Below are 19978 nucleotides of genomic sequence, written 5' to 3'. Positions count from 1 at the left end.
ATTACTGTCCGCGCAGGAAAAGTTTATCCAAGGCGGAGATTTCGAGCTGCACCCAGGTCGGCCGCCCGTGATTGCACTGGTCGGCGCGTTCGGTGGCTTCCATCTGGCGCAGCAGGGCGTTCATTTCGGGCGCGGCGAGGATGCGGTTGGCGCGCACGGCCGTGTGGCAGGCGAGGGTGCCGAGCAGTTCGTTGCGGCGCTCGATCAGCACGCGCGAGCCACCGAATTCGCGCACGTCGCGCAGCACGTCGCGCGCCAGCGTCTGGGCATCGGCGTTTTTCAACAGCGCGGGAATCGCGCGCACGGCGATCGTCGTCGGCGACAACGCGGCGATGTCGAAGCCGAGCGTCTTGAGCGTGTCCTGGTGCTCCTGCACGGTGCCGACTTCGACCGCGTCGGCGTAGAACGTCACCGGGATCAGCAGCTGCTGCACCTGCATCTGCTCGCCGCCCTCGACGGCCTGGGCGTCGAGCGCATTCTTGATCTGCTCGTACAGGATGCGCTCGTGCGCCGCGTGCATGTCGACCAGCACCAGGCCCTTGCGGTTCTGCGCCAGGATGTAGATGCCGTGCAGCTGGGCCAGCGCGAAGCCGAGCGGGAAGTCGTCGTCGGAGGAAGGCTGCGTGGTGGGCGGCAGCGGCATCGAGAACGACGATTCGGCCACGCGCGCGGGCGACTCGCCCGACGCCTCCGCGCCGGCAGGCTTGGCGCCGCCGAATAGCGCGCCGTAGCTGTCGGTGCGCTGCGCCACGCCGCCGCCGTTGGGCGCATCCCAGCGGCTGCCGGCCGGGAAGGGCGAGGGCGAAAAGCTGGTCGACGACGCTCCGCCATGGCCCGACAGCGCCGAGCCGAACGAAGTCTGCTCGTGCGGACGGCGCGGCGCGGCGCTGCCGAAACCGCCTCCACCGCCCATGCCGCTGTCGCGCCCGAAGCCGCCGCCCCAGGAGGCGCCCGAGGTCGACGACGGCGCGGATGGTACGATTTCGGCCGCGCTGACCGGCGCCGGCGCGCTGCCGTGCGCGGTCGCGGACGTTTGCGCGAGCGCGCGCGAGACCGCGTGGAACACGAACTGGTGCACCGCGCGGCTGTCGCGGAAGCGCACCTCGATCTTGGACGGGTGCACGTTGACGTCGACCATGGCCGGGTCGAGCTCGAGCGCCAGCACGTAGGCCGGGAAGCGGTCGCCGTGCAGCACGTCCTCGTAGGCGGCTTTCACGGCGTGGACCAGCAGCTTGTCGCGCACGAAGCGGCCGTTCACATAAAAGAACTGGCCGTCGGCGCGCGCTTTCGATGCGGTCGGCAGGCCGACGTAGCCGTGCAGGCGCAGCGGGCCGGCGGATTCGTCGAGCGGCAGGCGCGCCTCGGCGAAGTCGTTGCCGAGGATCTGGGCGCTGCGCTTGGCCGCCTCGCTGGTGTTCCAGTGGTCGACCGTGCGGCCGTTGTGCGACAGGCTGAACGAGACGTCGGGGCGCGCCAGCGCGATGCGGCGCACGACCTCGGCGCAGTGACCGTATTCGGTCTGCTCGGACTTCAGGAACTTGCGCCGCGCCGGCGTATTGAAATACAGGTCCTGCACGTCGATCGTGGTGCCGTGCGCGCCCGAGGACGGCGACACCGTGCCCTGGTGCGACCCGACGATCTCCCAGGCATGCGCCGCGTCGGCCGTGCGCGAGGTGATCGTCACCGCCGCCACCGAGGCGATCGAGGCCAGCGCCTCGCCGCGAAAACCGAGCGTGTTGACGTTCTCGAGGTCGGTCAGCGAGGCGATCTTGGAGGTCGCGTGGCGCGCCAGCGCCAGCGGCAGCTCATCGGGCGGAATGCCCTTGCCGTTGTCGGTGATGGCGATGCGCTTGACGCCGCCTTCTTCGAGCCGGATCGTGACCTGGGTGGCGCCGGCGTCGAGCGCGTTTTCCAGCAATTCCTTGATCACGGCCGCCGGCCGCTCGACCACCTCGCCGGCGGCGATCTGGGAGATGAGCTGGTCGGGGAGTTGCTGGATGGGGCGGCGGGTGGGGACCTGTGCGTTCATACAGCGATTATAGCCCGGCTGCCGCGGGGTGAAACGGGGCTGTCCAATTTTGCAGACAGTGCGATCCCCGTCTCGGTCGTCCAGCCCGAAAAGCACGAGCGGCTTCGGCGGGCGCCGTCTCAGCGCAGCTTGCGGCGTCCCAGTCCCGCAAGCATTGCCAGGCCCAGGCCCAGCATCGCACAGGTCGATGGCTCCGGTACCGCCGCCGTCGCGTCGTCGATCACGATATTGTCGACCAGGCTGAAATACGTCGCCGCGTCCATGCTATATACGAGCTCCATGTCGAACGAAGCAAGGTCGTTGAAACCGGCGAGCGGCGTGGTGATCAGGTCGAAGGGATGGGCGTTGTTTGCGCCAGTGATCGAGTACGTCTGCGTTGTCTTGACACCGTTGACATCCGTGCCGGTGAATTTGACGGTACTCGTTTCCAGTGCCAGCACGGTGGCCAGGTCGACGCTGGTGATCGAGAACGGTTTGTTTGCAAGACTGGTGATGCTGACGATGCCGCCCAGGTCCAGGCTGGTCGTCCCGTTCGTGGCCGAACCGGACTGCGGCGGCCTGTTCAGGAACCAGGCGAGGCCGTCCGTGACATTGAAGCGATACCCGTCCGTCGAGAAGGTCGCCCCGGCGGTCATGAAATTCGTTTCGCTGGGCGCGAACGCGTCGAAGGTGATGGTGGACGCATGCGCGTTTTGGAATCCCGTCGCAAGGACTGCGGCCAGGAGGGCCGCTTTGATTATTCTGAAGTTCATGATTTCCTTTCCTAGTGAGCTTGTAAATATATATTTACTAAAAGAAAAAGATAGCTTTTATGCAACTATCATGGAAATCATGCGATGCCGGCTGTCGGTGGCGGCGGGCATGCCCGGACGCAGCCGGCCCCGCCAACCGCACTCGGCGTCAATGGCCGAAAAACCGTGAGCGCATGCCGGGTCGAGGAACGATGCTGACAGTCGCGTTGGCGCCGTTCAAGGGGTTTGCTCCCGCACCGGAATCTGCGTCGCGCACACGTCCACATATCCCGCCGAGAACTTGGTGAACGGCCCGCCGCGGTTGCGCTGGGCCTCGACGATGGCCTGATAGATCGGGCGTTCGGTGCGCATCACTTCCAGATGGCTGCGCTGGCCTTCCGGCACATCGGCGGCGACCTTGACGGTGGTGATCGGCACGTTCAGCTCCGGCTTGTCGTAAAAGCCCATCGGCGCCGGGCCGCGCGGCAGGCTGGCCAGCAGCGGCATGCCGGCCACCACGCGCCCGACCACGGTCATGTTGCGGTCCAGGTGGCGCGCCGGGCCGATCGCGGCGTACAGGGCGGTGCCGCCGCCGCTGTCGGCGTCGTTGTCGCGGCCCACGCCGACCATGCCGTAGCAATGCGTCAGCCAGGCCTGGCCGCTTTTCGGGTCGCGCCCGACCGGGAAGCCATCGGCATGGCCGACCTGGGGCGCGTAGCCATCCAGCTCAGGCATCGGCGCGAAGCGGGCGATGCGGCTGGCTGGCGCGGTGAACTCGGCCTTGAGCGTCTTTTGGGCGCCTTTGACCGGGCGCGCCTTGTCCTTGTCGTCGTCGTTCGGGTCGCCCCACTGGACCACGAAATTGTCCTGCACGCGCAGCACGGCCAGGCCATCGAAATAGTGCGAGCGCACCAGCGCCTTGATGTTTTTCACATGGTTGGGCGCGAAGGCAGGCGCCAGTTCGATCACCACGCGCCCGCCGGGGAGTTCCATGTACAGGGTGTTGTCCGGGTCGAGCGGGCGCCAGTCCTCGGCCTTGGAGGTCTTGATCAGGTCACCGACGCCGGGTTTGGGCGGCAGTTCCGCGCCAATCGCCGCGTGCAAACCCAGCGCCAGCAGCGCAGCGGCCGCCAGCATGTCTCGAGTGGTCCGATATTGCTTCATCCTGTCTCCCTGCCGCACGCGGCGACGCTCATTGAACGGTTGTTCTGCTGCCAATAATTGTACTTTGGAAAATGATCAACACACATATTGGAAAACCGTGCAAATTTTCTTGACGGATGAGCCGGAACAGGGCGGTCTTTACATTATGAAGATGGTATGATGCGACGCTACCATTTAGGAACAATATGGATCTGATGCAACTCTTCGGCATGCTGCTGCACGTCGATAAAACCCTCGGTGACCTGCTGGCCCAGTACGGCCCGTATGTCTACGCAGTGCTGTTCGCGATCGTGTTCTGCGAAACCGGCCTGGTCGTATTGTTCTTCTTCCCCGGCGACACCCTGCTGTTCATCGCCGGCGCCTTCTGCGCCACCGGCCAGATGAGTTATCCCTTGCTGATGGCCCTGCTGATCGTCGCGGCGGTGACCGGCAACACACTGAATTACTACATTGGCGGGCTGATCGGCCACCGCGTGTTCACCCACGACTACCGCTGGCTGAACAAGGACGCGATGCGCCGCACCCACGACTTCTTCGAAAAACACGGCGGCATGACGATCATCCTGGCGCGCTTCGTGCCGGTCGTGCGCACCTTCGCGCCGTTCGTGGCCGGCATCTCGGAAATGACGCATGCGCGCTTCCAGATGTACAACGTGACCGGCGCAGTGGCCTGGGTGGCGCTGCTGGTGACAGGTGGTTACTTCTTCGGCAACATGCCGTTCGTGCGCGACCACCTGACCACGATCGTGCTGGTCGGCGTCGGCGCCGCCGTGGTGCCGCTGGCGCTGGGCGGGCTGTACAAGTTCGGCCGCCGCATGATGAGCCGATAACGTCAATATAGGTATTTCTCAGGCTCAAGTTTTACAGGGAGCGCGCCGATAAAGCAGGGGACAGCAACATTACTGGACCCCCATGCGTAACCTGATCGCCCTCATGGCTTGCAGCTGCGTCGTCATGACCGCAAGCGCGAACGATCCCGATCCCGCGGCAGCCAAGCTCGCGGCCTCGATCTCGAAACCGGCCTCGGCGATGATGCCGAGCGCCGCCAAGAAAGCCGAACTCGCGCAGAAAGTCGCCATGGCCGACAAGGCCGCCGACGCCAAGAAGGACGAGGCCGAGCCGAAAAAGGGCGCCAAGGCCGAGGCCGTGTCGCCCGAGAAGGAAGACGACGCCCAAGTCGAACTCTCCGCCAAGATCGCCCAGCGCCTGGCCGAGCTGCGCGAACGCCAGCAGGCGCGCGCCAGCGCGGCCGTGCGCGCGAAAAAGACCGCCGACGCCAGGCGCGTCGCCGAGGAAAAGGCCGCCGCGGCGGCCGCGATCCTGGCCGCCGCGCCCAAGCACGGCACGGTCTGGTCGTACGAAGGCGAGCTCGGTCCGGCCAACTGGTCGAAGATCAACGTCGACTGGGCCAAGTGCGGCGTCGGCAACCGCCAGTCGCCGATCGACATCCGCGACGGCATCAAGGTCAACCTCGAGCACATCAGCTTCGACTATCACCCGTCCTCGTTCAGCGAGATCAACAATGGCCATACGGTCGACGTGACGGTCGGCGGCGGCAATTTCATCACGGTCGGCAACGAGACCTACGAGCTGCAAGGCTTTCACTTCCACCGCCCGTCCGAGGAAAAGATCAATGGCAAGGGCACGGAAATGGTGATGCACCTGGTGCACAAGAGCGCGGAAGGCAAGATCGCGATCATCGCGGTGCTGCTCGAGCGCGGCGAGCCGCATCCGCTGATGCAGACCATCTGGGACAACCTGCCGCTGGAAAAGCTGCAGACGGTGGCGCCGTCGATCGTGATCGACCCCAGCGACGCGCTGCCGGACCGGCGCGAGTACTTCACCTACATGGGGTCGCTGAGCGAGCCGCCCTGCACCGAGGGCGTGCTGTGGATGGTGTTCAAGCAGCCGCGCCAGGCGTCGCCGGCGCAGATGGCCTTGTTTTCGCGGCTGTATCCGCTCAATGCACGGCCGGTGCAGTCGAGCGGCGGCAGGATGATCAAGGAATCGAACTAAGAAAAACGCCGGCAAGTGCCGGCGTTTTTCATTGACAGCGGCGCGTGCTCACGCGCCCACGGTCACCCGATACTCTCCCACCCAGCTCCCGCCCGGCTCCAGCGTGGCCGGCTGCAGCAAGGCCGGCTCGATGCACACGAAGCGCCGGTATTCCTCGTCCTCCATGTCCGACAGCGCCGCCGCATCGGCCGCGCCCGGGTTCCACACGACCGCATCCGTGAAGCCGCTCTGGTGCAGCGCCAGCTTGTCGGCGCCGGTGTCGAACACGATGTCGCCGGGGATGTGCTCGAAGATCTGGTCGAGCTTGTCCGTGATCGCCAGCGTCTCGCCCTGCACGCCGTCGATGCGCACCGATTCCACGTCCTCGACCAGGTGGTAGGTATGCAGCGCGGCGGCGAAGGGGAAGGGCGCGGCGCCGGTGTTGCGCACGGTGAGCGTCATCGACAGCTCGGCCGCATGCAGCGCGACCCGCAGCTGCAGCTCGAACGGCGCCGGCCAGGCGGCCGCGAATTCCGGCGCCAGGTCGGTCTGGCTCAGGGCCAGCAGGCCCCAGGCCGCGCCATCCTGTTCGCCCTGGCCGACGACGCGCCAGGTCGACACGCGCGCGAAGCCATGGCGCATGCCGGCGCCGCGCTCGGCGAATTGCGGGAAGATCACCGGCACGCCGCCGCGGATCGCGCGCTTGCCGTCCAGTGCCGACAGGGCGCTGACGAACATGCGTTCCTGGCCCGGCGCGCCGGTGGCCGTGGCCGGCCTCCATGACACGAGATGCGCGCCGTACAGCGTGATGGTGGCTTCGGCGCCGTCGGGGGCGCGCAGGTGCAGGGCGGGAAGCTGCCCGAACAAGGCAGATGCGGGGGTAGTCGATGCGCTCACGGAAGTTCCTCCTCGGTTGACCTATGGAAGAGCCGCGCATCTTCGCCGACGCGGGGCGGACCCGCGCCGGCCGCGTCAAGTCATGCGGCTCTTCGCCAGCGGCGGATTGTACGCGAAGTAGCGCCGGATGCCCTTCGTGATCGCATCGGCGAGCTGGTTCTGGTAGGCCTCGTCCTTCAGCCTGGCTTCTTCCTCGGGGTTCGAGATGAACGCGGTTTCGACCAGGATCGACGGGATGTCGGGCGCCTTGAGCACCGCGAAGCCGGCCTGCTCGACCGCGCCGCGGTGCAGGCGGTTGATGCCGCCGATCTCGGTCAGCACCGCCTTGGCCAGCTTCATGCTGTCGTTGATCTGGGCCGTGGTCGACATGTCGAACAGCACACCGGCCAGTTCGCGGTCGTGGGTGGCGAGGTTGACCCCGCCGATCATGTCGGCCTTGTTCTGGTCGGTCGCCAGCCAGCGCGCCGCGCTCGAGGTCGCGCCCTTTTCGGACAGCACGAACACCGAGGAGCCGCGCGCGGTCGGCTCGACGAAGGCATCGGCGTGGATCGAGACGAACAGGTCGGCCTGCACCTTGCGCGCCTTGTCGACGCGCTGGCCGAGCGGCACGAAGAAATCGTTATCGCGGGTCAGCATCACGCGCGTGTTGGGCAGCTCCTCGAGCTTGCCCTTGAGGCGCTTGGCGATGGCCAGCACGATCTCCTTTTCGTGGATGCCGGTGGCGCCGGTCGCGCCCGGGTCTTCGCCGCCGTGGCCGGGGTCGAGCGCGATGGTGACCATGCGCGCGACCTTCATGCCATCCTTGCCCGGCGCCGGCCTGGCGCGGCTTTCCTGCTCCGCCAGTTTGGGGCCTGGCGCCGCGGGCTGCGGTGCGGACGGCCGAGGTGCGGCGGGCCGTGCCGGTGCCTCGGAGGCGTGCGCGGCGTCCGCCTGCAGGCCGGCGATCGGATCCTGGTCCTTCGCGCCGCCCATCGGCGTGCCCGGCTGGGCGCCCGAAATCGGGGACACCGGCGTCGCCGGCGCCGGCGGCGCGGTCTGCGCGCTCGGCGTGCCCGGCGCCGCGCCGCTCCAGTTCTGCTGCGCGATCATGCTGGCCAGCGGATCGACCGCCTTGACCGGGTACAGGTCGAAGATCAGCCGATGCCGGTAGCCGGCCACCGGCGCCAGCGTGAACACCTGCGGCTTGACCTCTTCCTTCAGGTCGAACACCAGGCGCACCACGTTCGGCCGGTTCTGGCCGACCCGGACCTGCTTGATGTACGGGTCGTTCGATTCGACCTTGGCCACCAGGCTTTTCAAGGTCTCGTTGAGCGCCAGGCCGTCGATGTCGACCACCAGGCGCGGCGGATCGGGCACCATGAAGTGCGTGGCTTTCAGGTCGCCGTCGTTTTCCAGCGTGACGCGGGTGTACTCGTCGGCCGGCCAGACGCGCACGGCCATGATCTGGGCCGCCGACGCCGTCAAGGGCAGGGCGGGCGCGATCACGGACAGCAGCAGGGTGGCGCCGTTCTTGAGCACCGTACGGCGCTTCGGCGAAACGGGAATCAGGGAGTCGGGGGGTAATGCAGGCGTTCTAGGCATAGCAGGCCCAATGGGGACAACGCCTGCAATTCTACCTCACGCCCGACTCCGCTTACTTGCAGCAACACGTTTAAGTCGGGCGGCGGCAACACCGGGTCGCCTTTTTCCGGCCATTCGACGATGCAGATGTTGTTACCGTCGAAATCTTCGCGAAAGCCCGCGTCCAGGAATTCCTCGGGACTGGACATGCGGTACAGGTCGTAATGGATCAGGTTGACCGGTTTCCCGTCCAGCGCGATGCGGTAGGGTTCGGACAGCGTGTAGGTCGGGCTCTTGACCGCGCCCTTGTGGCCGGCCGCGTGCAGCAGCGCGCGCGTGAGCGCGGTCTTGCCGGCGCCGAGGTCGCCGTGCAGGTGGATGACGAGGCCGGGCTGCAGCGCGCGCGCGAGGGCTGCGCCCAGCGCCTGGGTGGCGGATTCGTCGGGGAGGTAGGCTGTGATCTGCTGCATGGAATAGAATGTCGTGTTTCGTCTTGCGCGTGGCGTCCGCGCGCGTCTTGTGTCTCTGCCATGTCCGTTTTGCCGTCCCCCACGCCCGATCTCGACCAGCTCGCCCAGTCCATCAAGACCTGGGGCGCGGAGCTCGGTTTTGCCGACGTGCGCATCGCCGACGTCGACCTGGCGCACCTCGAGGCCGGACTGCAGGCCTGGCTGGACGCCGGCCACCATGGCGAGATGGATTATATGGCAAGCCACGGCATGAAGCGCGCCCGGCCGGCCGAACTGGTGCCGGGCACGGTGCGCGCGATCAGCGCCCGCATGGACTACCTGCCGATGGGTGCGGACGGCGCCGACGCCGACTGGCGCGCACGCGAACGCCTGCGCCAGCAGGACCCGGACGCCGCCGTGGTCTCGCTGTACGCGCGCGGCCGCGACTACCACAAGGTGCTGAGGAATCGCCTGCAGGCGCTGGCGGAAAAGGTCAGGGCGGCGATCGGCGACTACGGCTACCGCGTGTTCACCGACTCGGCGCCGGTGATGGAACTGCCGCTGGCCGAAAAGGCCGGCCTGGGCTGGCGCGGCAAGCATACGCTGCTGCTGTCGCGCGACGCCGGCTCGACCTTCTTCATCGGCGAGATCCTGGTCGATTTGCCGCTGCCGGTCGATCCGCCCACCGGCGCCCACTGCGGCCAGTGCTCGGCCTGCATCTCGGCCTGTCCGACCGGCGCCATCCTGGCGCCGGGCCGGCTCGATGCGCGCCGCTGCATCTCCTACCTGACGATCGAGCTCAAGGGCAGCATCCCGGAAGAGTTCCGGCCGCTGATCGGCAACCGCATCTACGGCTGCGACGATTGCCAGCTGGCCTGCCCGTGGAACAAGTTTGCGCAGCGCTCGGCGTTGGCGGATTTCGACGAGCGCAACGGACTGGGCGCGGCCGGGCTGGTCGAATTGTTCGGGTGGGAGGAGGAGGAATTCAACCGCCGCTTCGAGGGCAGCCCGATCCGTCGTATCGGGCATGAGCGCTGGCTGCGCAACTTGGCGGTGGGGCTCGGTAATGCGGTGGCCAAAGCCGCCGACCCGGTCATCGTGGCCGCGCTGCGCGCGCGCGCGCGGCATTCGTCGAGCATGGTGCGCGAGCACGTGGCCTGGGCGCTGGCGCGCCATGGCGTGACCGAAACTTGAAAACGGACGCTTGAAAGCGGCCGCTCAGACCTCGATGCGCTTCATGCGCAGCGCCGACCAGTCGCCGTCGATCGAGATCATGGCGACGCCGGTGATGCCCTGTTCCTTGGCGTAGGCGTTGATCGAATCGCGGTTGATGTCGGTGGCCTTGGAGGCCGTCTGCTTCAGGTAAGCCACCCACAGCGAACCTTTCTCGCCCAGGCGTTCCTTGGCGACCGGGAAGTACTGTTCGAGTTCCTTGCGGTTCATCGCGAACAGCAGCACCACGTCGACTTTTTCCTGGTCCGTCTTGAGCAGCTGGGCCGGCATCTGGGCCACCATGCCGGGGTGGACGTTCCCGTTCAGGATCAGCATCGACTTTGCGGTCCTGAGGAACATCTTGTCTGCAATCGTCTTTTCGCTCATCTGCGTTCCCTAATAAATGTCCAGCGTGGCCGATTCGACCACGGTGTGTTCAGTTGATTTTACAAGCGAACCCCGCGTGCCACAGGCGCGCAAAACCTGCCGTGCACGGGATGTCAAGCGTGCAATGTTGTGAAATTCTGCCGGTGTGACGGCGCCGTGGAGACGCGGTCGATCGGGACGGCCGCATGGCGCGGCCCGGGGATTAGCTAGGGGTGGAAACAGTGCTTCGCAAGAGGCCGCCACCAGAATTTTTCAGTGGCCAGTGCAATGACGTGTGGGCTTTATTTGAGCAGGCCCGCCAGTTCGACGGCGGTCTTGACCTGCATCTTGTCGAAGATGTGGGCGCGGTGGACTTCGACGGTGCGCATGCTGATGCCGAGCTTGTCGGCGACGACCTTGTTCATGTTCCCGGCCAGGATCAGGTCGAGCACTTCGCGCTCGCGCGCGGACAGCGTGGCCAGGCGCGCGCGCACCGCGCCTGCGGCCGCGGCCTGGCGCGAGGCGGCCAGCGCTTCCTCGACGCGGTCCATCAGCTGGTTGTCGTTGAAGGGTTTTTCGAAGAAGTCGAAGGCGCCGCGCTTGAGCGAATCGACCGCCATCGGCACGTCGCCGTGGCCGGTCAGGAAGATCACCGGCAGGCGCGCCAGCAGGCCGCGCGCCACCAGCTGGTCGAACACGGCGATGCCGTTCATGCTGGGCATGCGCACGTCGAGCAGCACGCAATCACCCTGAGCGCCTTGCCCATCGGCCGACTCGGCCGCTGCGGCATGTGCGCCGAGCGCGTCGAGGAAGGCCTGGCCGCCGGCATAGCCGCGCGCCGCCATGCCGCGCGAATGGGCCAGCCATTCGAGGGCGTCGCGGATCACGTCTTCGTCGTCGACGATGTGCAGCATGGAGGTTCCTTGTCTCGTTCGTAAGTTCGGGGATCGCGTATTTTAGGCCAGCTGCAGGCTGAACGTGAAAATGGTTCCGCCGCCGGGATTGTCGGCGTGGGTCAGCAGGCCGCCGTGGAACTCGATCGCGGTGCGGCAGATCGACAGGCCCATGCCCATGCCCTCGGCCTTGGTCGAGAAGAACGGCGAGAACAGGCGCTCGGCCACCTCGGGCGCGATACCGTGGCCATTGTCGATCACCGACACCGCGACCCGGCTGCCTTCCTGCGCCGCGGCGATGCGCAGCACGCGCCGCGCCGGCTCGACCGCCTGCATCGCCTCGATCGCATTGCGCGTCAGGTTCAGCAGCACCTGCTCGAGCAGCACGCGGTCGGCCAGCACCGGCGGCAGGTCGGGCGCGATGTCCAGCACCAGGCTGACGTAGCTCTGGCGCGCCTGCAGGTCGATCAGCGCGCGGATGCCGTCCACCACGTGCTGCACGGCGACGGTCTCGCGGCGCGGCTCGCGCTTTTTCACGAACTCGTGCACGCTGCGGATGATCTGGCCGGCCCGGCGCGCCTGGGTGTTGGCCTGCTCCAGTGCGCGCCTGAGCATGCCCAGGTCGGGCAGGGGCGATGGGGCCGCCCCGGCGTCGCCCGTGCTGACCCGTTCCAGCACGTTCAGGGCGCCCGCGGTATAGCTCGAGATCGCCGCCAGCGGCTGGTTCAGTTCGTGCGCCAGCATCGACGAGATCTCGCCCATGGTCGCCAGGCGCGCGCTGGTTTCCAGCTTTTCCTGCTGCTGGCGGCTGAGCTCTTCGGCGCGTTTGCGGTCGGTGATGTCGAGCACGGAGCTCATCCAGCCGGTGTGGCGGCCGTGGGCGTCGACCAGCGGCGCCTCGAACACCAGCACCGGCACGCGCACGCCGTCCGAGCGCTGGAACACGGTCTCGAATTGCGGCGTGGCCTGGCCGGCCAGCACCTTCTTGAAACGGCTTTCGTATTCCGCCATCGCCTCGGGCGCCCAGTAGGGCATCGGCGGCTTCCTGCCCAGCAGTTCGGCGCTCGACAGGCCCACCATGCGGCAGAAGGCCGGGTTGACGTAGGTGACGCGGCCCTCGAGGTCGCGCGCGCGCAGGCCCGTGAGCAGCGAGTTTTCCATCGCCGTGCGGAACGCCATCTGCTGGCGCAGCGCATTCTCGGCCGCCAAGGTGCGCGCGATGTGGCGCCACAGCGCCAGCAGCGAGGTCACCAGGCCCAGCGCCAGCACGATCACCGAACCGACCAGCAGGTTGGGCAGCAGCTTGGGCGCGCCCTTGACGCTGTCGGTGGCCAGCACGATCGAGGCGCCCGGCAGGTCGAGCGCGCGCTTGTGCGTGTAGACCCCGCGCCCGGGGCCGCCGGCGGCGCGCTGGGCCACGACGCCGTCGTCGCGGTCGAGCAGCGTCAAGGCGTTCTCCTGAGCGAACCACCAGGGCACGTTCTCGTCGAGCAGGTTCTGCAGGTTGTAGGTCGCGACCAGGCTGCCGACGTAGGCGCCGTCGTGGTACAGCGGCAGGTAGAAGTCGATCAGGCCGTGCGCCAGCGGCGTCACGCCGTACGGGTCGCTGTAGCGGCCGGCATGGGTGGTGCGCGACATCGCCTCGGCGTTGCGCGAGGATTCGGTCGGGCCGCTCGGCAGGTCGAGCCCGCGGTGCGCCTTCACGCGCCCCTGCGTGTCCATCCACACCAGGCGCTGCAGCTCGTGGCCGTTCTTGAACATCTGCCCCAGGCGCGCCTGCAGCACGGCGGCGCCGGGGCCGTCGGCGACCAGGTCGGCGCCGAGCGCGGCCAGTGCTTCCTCGCTGCGCGCCAGTTCGAAGCGCAGGGTCTGCTCGACCCACAGGGTGTCGGCGATCAGCTGTTCCTGGCGCTCGTTGCTTTCCATCTGGCGCGCCTGCCATGGCAGCCAGACCAGCACCAGCAGGAACAGCAGCACCAGCAGCACCGGCACCAGCCAGCGCCAGGGACCGGCGCGGACCGGGCGCGGGATCGTGAATGAAGTCTTCATGGTTCGTATTCGTGTCCGTACGTGCATCGGCGGCATCGTGGTTAACCACAATGGATGCGCGGCGTCCGCTTGAGCAGACTGTGGGGATACCGAATAGTCCCACATTCCGTCGTCAAGAGGAGACCCCATGCGCATTCCAGCCATGCTCGCGGCATGCCTGGCCGTTTGCCTGTGCGCCGGCGCGCAGGCCGAGCCGCCCATCGTCATCAAATTCAGCCACGTGGTGGCGCCGGACGCCCCCAAGGGCCTGGCGGCCGAGCGCTTCCGCGTCCTGGCCGAGCAGCTGACGCATGGGCGGGTCAGGGTCGAAGTCTACCCCAACAGCCAGCTGTACAAGGACAAGGAGGAGCTCGAAGCCCTGCAGCTGGGCGCGGTGCAGATGCTGGCGCCCTCGCTGGCCAAGTTCGGCCCGCTCGGCGTGAAGGAATTCGAAGCCTTCGACCTGCCCTACATCTTCCCGACCAAGGCGGCGCTGTACGCGGTGACCGAGGGCCGCATCGGCATGGGCCTGCTCAAGAAGCTCGAGCCGAAAGGCATCACCGGCCTGGCCTACTGGGACAACGGTTTCAAGGTGATGTCGGCCAACCGGCCCCTCCATACGCCGGCGGATTTCCACGGCCTGCGCATGCGCATCCAGGGTTCCAAGGTGCTCGACGTGCAGATGCGCGCGCTCGGCGCCACGCCCGAGGTGCTGGCCTTTTCCGAGGTCTACCAGGCGCTCAAGAGCGGCGTGGTCGACGGCACCGAAAACCCGCCCTCGAACATGCTGACCCAGCACATGCAGGACGTGCAGAAGCACCTGACCGTGTCGAACCACGGCTACCTGGGCTATGCCGTCATCGTCAACAAGAAGTTCTGGGATGGCCTGCCGGGCGACATCCGCAGCGAACTCGAACAGGCGATGCGCGAAGCCACCGCCTTCGAAAAAACCATCGCCCAGCGCGATAACGACCGCGCACTCGAAGCGATCCGCGACAGCGGCAAGACCAGCGTCCACATCCTGACGCCGCAACAGCAGGCCGAATGGCGGCGTGCGCTGCAGCCGGTGCAGCAGCAGATGGCCGGGCGGATCGGCAAGGGCCTGATCGACGAGATCAACCGCACCACGGCCGAGGTGCGCTGAGCGCATGCAACTGCAGGGCCGTTGTGCCTACGCTGCGCAGGCGTTGCGTGCCGGCGACAGCATCACGACCCGCTCACGCTCCGGCGCCATTTCATATTCCGAAAATAGGACTGAAGGCTTGTTCAGGTCTATGTAAGTGCTCGCTCACGCCGCGCTCCGATAAGAGCGTGCCAATTGGCAATTCGATATGTCATCAATTGGCAACTTGTTGTTCATAATGTTGTGCCGAGAAGATTTCCTGAAAACAATGTAACCAAGGCTGAGCCAGCTTTATGAGACTCGCCCACCGTTATGGCTGAGATATATTTCATGAATGTATATAAAAAAGTACGCTATCCATATTCGAATGCGTTATGATGGCGCATCTGCAGCACTGATATGGTGCAGGCAGGATGGACCGGATACTGTTTTGGGGAGAGGTAAAAATAAAGCGGTAACTCAATTACCGGAAAAAAGTTTGGAGGAGACACACGTTTTACAGGATGCCGCCGGCAATGACCGAGTGGCCGGGAACGTGACCCAATCTGAAGCGCACCCTGCGGGGTGCGTTTTTTTTGCCTGTTTTCGCGCTCGAGGGGGGCTTGCCGGCATGGCTTGCGAGTCTTACACTGCGTCGATGAACACACAACAAGGCAGCGATCTCTTCAGCGCCATCGTCGGCGCGCCGTTCGGCGCCATCGGCATCCGCACCGAGCACGAGCGGGTGCGCGAGCTGGTCTACCTGCCGCTCGGTTACCAGGAAAAAGCGCCGCAGGATGCGCTGGCCGAACGCGCCGCACAGCAGGTCGCGCGCTACTTCGACGACCCGGACTTCCGCTTCGATCTGCCGCTGGTGGAAACCGGCACGGTTTTCCAGCGCCGCGTCTGGGACACGATCAACGCCATTCCGCGCGGCGGCGTGCGCACCTACGGCCAGATCGCCAAGCTGCTCGAATCGGCCCCGCGCGCGGTCGGCCAGGCGTGCGGCGCCAACTGGTTCCCGCTGGTGATTCCGTGCCACCGCGTGACCGCCAGCGCCGGCCTGGGCGGCTTTGCCAGCAGCGACGACGAGAACGGTTTCCAGCTCGGCGTCAAACGCTGGCTGTTGCGTCACGAAGGCGCGCTGGCGCTCGACATGCCATGGCAGCAGCAGTCAATCTTCCCCTGATCGACGCGTTCTGCGACACGCTCTGGCTCGAACACGGCCTGTCGAAGAATTCGCTCGACGCCTACCGGCGCGACCTGCGCCTGTTCGCGCGCTGGCTCGAGGTCAAGCGTCCCGAGCGCACCGACTTGTACGCGGTGCAGCCGCAGGACGTCTCGGCCTATTTTGCCGAGCGCCACGAGGAAACCAAGCCGAGTTCGGCCAACCGCCGCCTGTCGGTGCTCAAGCGCTTTTATCAGCTGGCACTGCGCGAGCGCCGCATCGCCGCCGACCCGTGCCTGAAGATGGCCTCGGCCAAGCAGCCGCAGCGCTTCGTGCACACCTTGAGCGAAAGCCAGGTCGAGGCCTTGTTGAACGCGCCGGACGTGTCGACGCCGCTCGGTTTGCGCGAGCGCACGATGCTCGAGCTGATGTATGCGAGCGGTTTGCGCGTATCCGAACTGGTCGCGCTCAAGATAGTCGAGCTGAGCCTGAATGATGGCGTGCTGCGCATCACCGGCAAGGGCAGCAAGACGCGCCTGGTGCCCTTCGGCGAACAGGCGCGGCTGTGGCTGGAAAGGTATATGAAGGAAGCGCGCGGCGTGATCCTCGACGGCCAGGTCGACGATGCCTTGTTCGTGACCGGCCGCGGCGGTCCGATGACGCGCCAGATGTTCTGGATCGTGATCAAGAAGCATGCGGCCAGGGCCGGCATCACGGCGCCGCTGTCGCCGCACACGCTGCGCCACGCTTTTGCGACGCACCTGTTGAACCATGGCGCCGATTTGCGCGTGGTGCAATTGCTGCTCGGGCATTCGGACATCTCGACCACGCAGATCTACACCCACGTGGCGCGCGAGCGCCTGAAGCACCTGCACGCCCAGCACCATCCGCGCGGCTAGCAGCGCAGCTAGCACCTTCGCGCCGGCCGGTGTACTGAATTCTCAAGACCTGCGCCGCCGCTGCGGTCATAATGGCCGGGCAGGGCTTCCCATCACGCACATGAGGTGAGCATGGCCAAAACGAATTTTCAGTACGAAAAGCGGCAGCGCGAATTGGAAAAGAAACGCAAGGCCGAGGAAAAGGCGCGCCGCAAGCAGGATGCCAAGTTGCATAAAGGGCAGGACGAGCCGGACGGGCCGGAGGCGCAAGGCGAAGGCCAGAGCGTGGAGCACGAGTCCGACCCGGCTTGAAAGTGCGACGGCCCGGTCAGCGCCAGGGCGGCGCTGACGGGGCCGGGTTTTGATGTCCGGCGGCGTCAGGCCGTCGGCTCCGCCGCCGCGTCGGTTGCAGCCGCGTGCGCCTGTGCAGGCTGGGTCCCCCTGAACCAGCGCACCGCACGCTTGCCCAGATTGTCGAGGTAAGTGTAGGCCACCGGCACCACGACCAGCGTCAGCAGCGTCGAGGTGATCACGCCGCCGATCACCGCGCGGCCCATCGGCGCCTGCGTCTCGCCGCCTTCGCCCATGCCGATCGCCATCGGCAGCATGCCGAAGATCATCGCCAGCGTCGTCATCAGGATCGGACGCAGGCGCACCTGGCCGGCTTCCATCAGCGCCGCAAACTGTCCCTTGCCTTCGCGCTGGCCCTGGTTGGCAAAGTCGACCAGCAGGATCGCGTTCTTGGTCACCAGGCCCATCAGCATCACCACCCCGATCACCGAGAAGATGTTCAGCGTGGTCTTGGTCACCAGCAGCGCCACCAGCACCCCGATGAGCGACAGCGGCAGCGACATCATGATCGCGATCGGCTGCAGGAAGCTGCCGAACTGCGAGGCCAGCACCAGGTAGATGAAGATCACCGCGATGCCGAGCGCCACGCCGAAGCCGTCCATGGTCTCGTCCATCTGCTGGGCCGCGCCGCCGACGTCGAAGCGGATGCCGTCCGGCAGGTCGATCGTCTTCATCGCCGCGTTCACTTCCTTCATCACGTCGCCCAGCGGCCGGTTTTCCAGGCCGGCGTAGACCGCGACGCGGCGCTGCAGCGCCTGGCGCTTGAGCACGCGCGGGCTGGTCGACGGCACGAACTCGACCACCTGGCGCAGCGGCACCATGATCGGGTTGCCCATCGCGTCGCGCTTGCTCGACGCTACCGACAAGTCGGCCAGGTCGGCCACCTTTTCGCGGCCGGACCTGGGCAGCTGCACGTTGACCTCGTAGTTCTGGCCGTCCGGCGCCAGCCAGCGGTTGGTCTGGTCGCCGGCGACGAACGGGCGCAGCGCGGTGCCGATCTGCTGCACCGACAGGCCCAGGTCGCTGGCCAGCTCGTGGTTGATCTTGACGATGGTGGCCGGGTTGTCGCCGTCCTGGCTGTACTCGATGTCGGCCACGCCGCGGATCTTGCGCATCTTGTCCATCAGGTCGTGCGCCACCTTGTCCAGCTTGGCGTCGTCGGTGCCGAGGATGGCGATGAAGATCGGGCGTTGACCGACCGTCAGCTCGAGGCCGGCGATCGACGCGAGGCGGTCGCGGATCACCTTTTCCAGGGTCTGCTGCGAGCGGCGATGCGTTTTATGGACGTCGGTCAGCTTCAGGTTCACTTCCGAATAATTGCGGCCTTCCCAGGAACCGATGATGGTGGCGACGCTCTCGATTTCCTTGAACTCGCCCAGCGCCGCCTCGACCTGGCGCAGCTTGGCGCTCGAGTAATCCAGGCTGGAGCCGACCGGCGTCTTGAAGCGCATCTGGATGAAACCGTCGTCGGTCTGCGGCACGAATTCGCCGCCGATCATCGGCACCAGGGCCAGGCTGCCGACGAACAGCAGCAGCGCGGCGCCCAGTGTCGTCTTGCGCCAGGCCAGCGCAAACCGCAGCACCTTCGCATACACGCCGTGCAGCCATTCGATGCCATGCTCGATGCGCGCCATGATGCGGCCCAGCCAGGGCGCGTACTTGAAGCGCGTCTCGACCGGGTCCGGCCACACCGAGGACAGCATCGGGTCGAGCGTGAAGCTGACGAACAGCGACACCAGCACCGCCACCGCCACCGTGATCCCGAACTGCAGGAAGAAGCGGCCGATGATGCCCTTCATGAAGGCGATCGGCACGAACACGGCGACGATCGCGAAGGTGGTCGCCATCACCGCCAGGCCGATCTCGCTGGTGCCGTCCTCGGCGGCGCGCACGTGGTTCTTGCCCAGGCCGAGGTGGCGCACGATGTTCTCGCGCACCACGATCGCATCGTCGATCAGCAGGCCGATGCACAGCGACAGCGCCATCAGCGTCAGGAAGTTGAGCGTGAAGCCGAAGTACTTCATCGCGATGAAGCTGGCCAGCACCGAGATCGGCAGCGTCAGGCCGGTGATTACCGTGCTGCGCCACGAGTGCAGGAAGAAGAACACGATCACCATGGTCAGCACCGCGCCTTCCAGGATGGTCTCCTTGACGTTGTCGAGCTGGCCCTGCACGGTTTTCGCCTTGTCGTCCAGCACGCGGAACTGGATGTCCTTTGGCAGCGAGGTTTTCATGGCCTCGATCGCGGCCTGCACGCCCTTGCCCACCTCGACCGTGTTGGCGTCCTGGATCTTGGCGATTTCCAGGGTCAGGGCGCGCTCGCCGTTCACGCGCGAGATCGAGTCTTCCTCGGCGGCGCCGTCCTGGATGTCGGCCACCTGGCTCAGGTAGACCGGACCGCTCGACCGGTTGGCCACGATGATGCGCTTGAACTCGGCCGCTTCCTTCATCTTGCCTTCGATGCGCACCAGGTTCTCGCGCTGGCCGCGGCTGATGCGCCCGGCCGGCAGGTTGGCGTTGGTGGCGCTGATCGCGCTCATCACCTCGTCGATGCCGATGTCCAGGCTGCGCAGCTGGTCGGGGCGGATCTGCACCAGCACCTGGCGCGCCTGCTCGCCGTTGACACGGATCTGGCCGACCCCGGCCACGCTCTGCAGGCGCTTGACGATGACCTGGTCGGTCAACATCGACAAATCGCGCAGGCTGCGTTCGTGCGAGGTGAGCGAGAGCAGCACGACCGGCTGCGAGTTCTCGCCTTCCTGGCGGAACAGCACCGGTTCCTTGACCTCGCGCGGGAAGCCGCCGCGCACGGTGCCGATGCGGTCGCGCAGGTCCTGCACGGCGCGGTCCATGTTGGTGGTCAGCTGGAATTCGATGCCGACGCTGGAGCGCCCTTCATACGAATTGCTGCGGATGGTCTTGATGCCGCCGACGGTGTTGGCCGCTTCCTCGATCGGGCGGGTGACGTCGTTCTCGACCTGCTCGGGCGAGGCGCCCGGGTACGCGGTCTCGATCTCGACCGCCGGGATCTCGATGTTGGGCATGTTCTCCACGCCCAGGCCGCGGTAGGCGAACAGGCCGAGCACCATCAGGGCGACCATCACCATGGTCGCGAACACCGGGGCTTTGATGCTGGTGCGGGTGATCCACATGGC

At 66.4% G+C, this 19978-nt stretch carries 18 protein-coding genes; 8 read left to right on the top strand and 10 right to left on the bottom strand.

The window, feature by feature from the left end; all coding sequences use genetic code 11:
• Position 1: 1 nt before the first annotated feature.
• Positions 2 to 2029 carry a DNA mismatch repair endonuclease MutL gene (gene mutL / locus FA90_RS15060; RefSeq protein ID WP_036170006.1) on the bottom strand — a complete coding sequence of 676 codons (2028 nt, stop codon included), beginning with the start codon at positions 2027 to 2029 and terminating at the stop codon, positions 2 to 4.
• A gap of 119 nt (positions 2030 to 2148) precedes the next feature.
• Positions 2149 to 2664 (bottom strand): PEP-CTERM sorting domain-containing protein, encoded by a 516-nt coding sequence (locus FA90_RS15055; protein WP_197065308.1) that lies wholly within the window; start codon positions 2662 to 2664, stop codon positions 2149 to 2151.
• Here FA90_RS15055 and FA90_RS26975 point away from each other — a divergent pair.
• Entirely contained in the window at positions 2663 to 2950 is a 288-nt protein-coding gene (locus tag FA90_RS26975) for a hypothetical protein (protein WP_197065307.1), read from the top strand. The genes FA90_RS15055 and FA90_RS26975 overlap by 2 nt on opposite strands.
• Before the next feature lie 47 nt (positions 2951 to 2997).
• Here the strand turns inward: FA90_RS26975 and FA90_RS15050 are convergent, their stop codons facing one another.
• A complete protein-coding gene (locus FA90_RS15050; protein ID WP_051971826.1) occupies positions 2998 to 3924 on the bottom strand; it encodes a peptidylprolyl isomerase in 927 nt (308 codons plus the stop codon).
• A gap of 185 nt (positions 3925 to 4109) precedes the next feature.
• Between FA90_RS15050 and FA90_RS15045 the strand changes: the two genes are divergently transcribed.
• Both FA90_RS15045 and FA90_RS15040 read left to right on the top strand, forming a co-directional pair.
• Positions 4110 to 4754, top strand: coding sequence for a VTT domain-containing protein (locus FA90_RS15045; protein WP_036169999.1), 645 nt, complete (start codon positions 4110 to 4112; stop codon positions 4752 to 4754).
• 82 nt (positions 4755 to 4836) lie between these two features.
• Positions 4837 to 5940, top strand: a complete 1104-nt coding sequence (locus tag FA90_RS15040; RefSeq protein ID WP_036169996.1) for a carbonic anhydrase — start codon at positions 4837 to 4839, stop codon at positions 5938 to 5940.
• A gap of 48 nt (positions 5941 to 5988) precedes the next feature.
• Here the strand turns inward: FA90_RS15040 and FA90_RS15035 are convergent, their stop codons facing one another.
• The 3 genes from FA90_RS15035 to tsaE form a co-directional block, all read right to left on the bottom strand.
• On the bottom strand, positions 5989 to 6816 hold the full coding sequence (locus tag FA90_RS15035; protein ID WP_036169994.1) for an aldose epimerase: 828 nt from the start codon (positions 6814 to 6816) through the stop codon (positions 5989 to 5991).
• 75 nt (positions 6817 to 6891) lie between these two features.
• Complete coding sequence (locus FA90_RS15030; RefSeq protein ID WP_036169992.1) at positions 6892 to 8397, bottom strand: N-acetylmuramoyl-L-alanine amidase; 1506 nt, start codon at positions 8395 to 8397, stop codon at positions 6892 to 6894.
• The gene (gene tsaE, locus FA90_RS15025; protein ID WP_036169991.1) at positions 8361 to 8846 is read right to left on the bottom strand and encodes a tRNA (adenosine(37)-N6)-threonylcarbamoyltransferase complex ATPase subunit type 1 TsaE; all 486 of its coding nucleotides are present in this window, start codon (positions 8844 to 8846) and stop codon (positions 8361 to 8363) included. Before tsaE ends, FA90_RS15030 begins: the two co-directional genes overlap by 37 nt.
• 60 nt (positions 8847 to 8906) lie before the next feature.
• Between tsaE and queG the strand changes: the two genes are divergently transcribed.
• The gene (queG, locus tag FA90_RS15020; protein WP_036169989.1) at positions 8907 to 10019 is read left to right on the top strand and encodes a tRNA epoxyqueuosine(34) reductase QueG; all 1113 of its coding nucleotides are present in this window, start codon (positions 8907 to 8909) and stop codon (positions 10017 to 10019) included.
• Between the two features lie 24 nt (positions 10020 to 10043).
• Here the strand turns inward: queG and FA90_RS15015 are convergent, their stop codons facing one another.
• The 3 genes from FA90_RS15015 to FA90_RS15005 form a co-directional block, all read right to left on the bottom strand.
• Positions 10044 to 10424 carry a DUF3052 family protein gene (locus FA90_RS15015; protein WP_036169987.1) on the bottom strand — a complete coding sequence of 127 codons (381 nt, stop codon included), beginning with the start codon at positions 10422 to 10424 and terminating at the stop codon, positions 10044 to 10046.
• A 281-nt stretch (positions 10425 to 10705) separates the two neighbouring features.
• Entirely contained in the window at positions 10706 to 11317 is a 612-nt protein-coding gene (locus FA90_RS15010; RefSeq protein WP_036169984.1) for a response regulator transcription factor, read from the bottom strand.
• Between the two features lie 42 nt (positions 11318 to 11359).
• The gene (locus FA90_RS15005; protein ID WP_036169982.1) at positions 11360 to 13345 is read right to left on the bottom strand and encodes a nitrogen regulation protein NR(II); all 1986 of its coding nucleotides are present in this window, start codon (positions 13343 to 13345) and stop codon (positions 11360 to 11362) included.
• 127 nt (positions 13346 to 13472) lie between these two features.
• Here FA90_RS15005 and FA90_RS15000 point away from each other — a divergent pair, with 127 nt between their 5' ends.
• From FA90_RS15000 to FA90_RS14985, 4 genes are all read left to right on the top strand, one after another.
• A complete protein-coding gene (locus tag FA90_RS15000; RefSeq protein ID WP_036169981.1) occupies positions 13473 to 14468 on the top strand; it encodes a TRAP transporter substrate-binding protein in 996 nt (331 codons plus the stop codon).
• A gap of 616 nt (positions 14469 to 15084) precedes the next feature.
• Positions 15085 to 15615 (top strand): methylated-DNA--[protein]-cysteine S-methyltransferase, encoded by a 531-nt coding sequence (locus FA90_RS14995; RefSeq protein WP_036169978.1) that lies wholly within the window; start codon positions 15085 to 15087, stop codon positions 15613 to 15615.
• On the top strand, positions 15588 to 16493 hold the full coding sequence (xerD, locus tag FA90_RS14990; RefSeq protein WP_036169977.1) for a site-specific tyrosine recombinase XerD: 906 nt from the start codon (positions 15588 to 15590) through the stop codon (positions 16491 to 16493). Before FA90_RS14995 ends, xerD begins: the two co-directional genes overlap by 28 nt.
• 111 nt (positions 16494 to 16604) lie before the next feature.
• Positions 16605 to 16784, top strand: a complete 180-nt coding sequence (locus FA90_RS14985) for a hypothetical protein (protein WP_036169975.1) — start codon at positions 16605 to 16607, stop codon at positions 16782 to 16784.
• A gap of 65 nt (positions 16785 to 16849) precedes the next feature.
• On the opposite strand, the gene FA90_RS14980 is transcribed toward FA90_RS14985, so the two are convergent.
• Entirely contained in the window at positions 16850 to 19975 is a 3126-nt protein-coding gene (locus FA90_RS14980; RefSeq protein ID WP_036169973.1) for an efflux RND transporter permease subunit, read from the bottom strand.
• Positions 19976 to 19978: the final 3 nt, after the last annotated feature.

The organism is Massilia sp. 9096, assembly GCF_000745265.1.
GTDB lineage: Bacteria > Pseudomonadota > Gammaproteobacteria > Burkholderiales > Burkholderiaceae_D > Telluria.
This window is presented reverse-complemented; position numbering and strand designations above follow the sequence as displayed.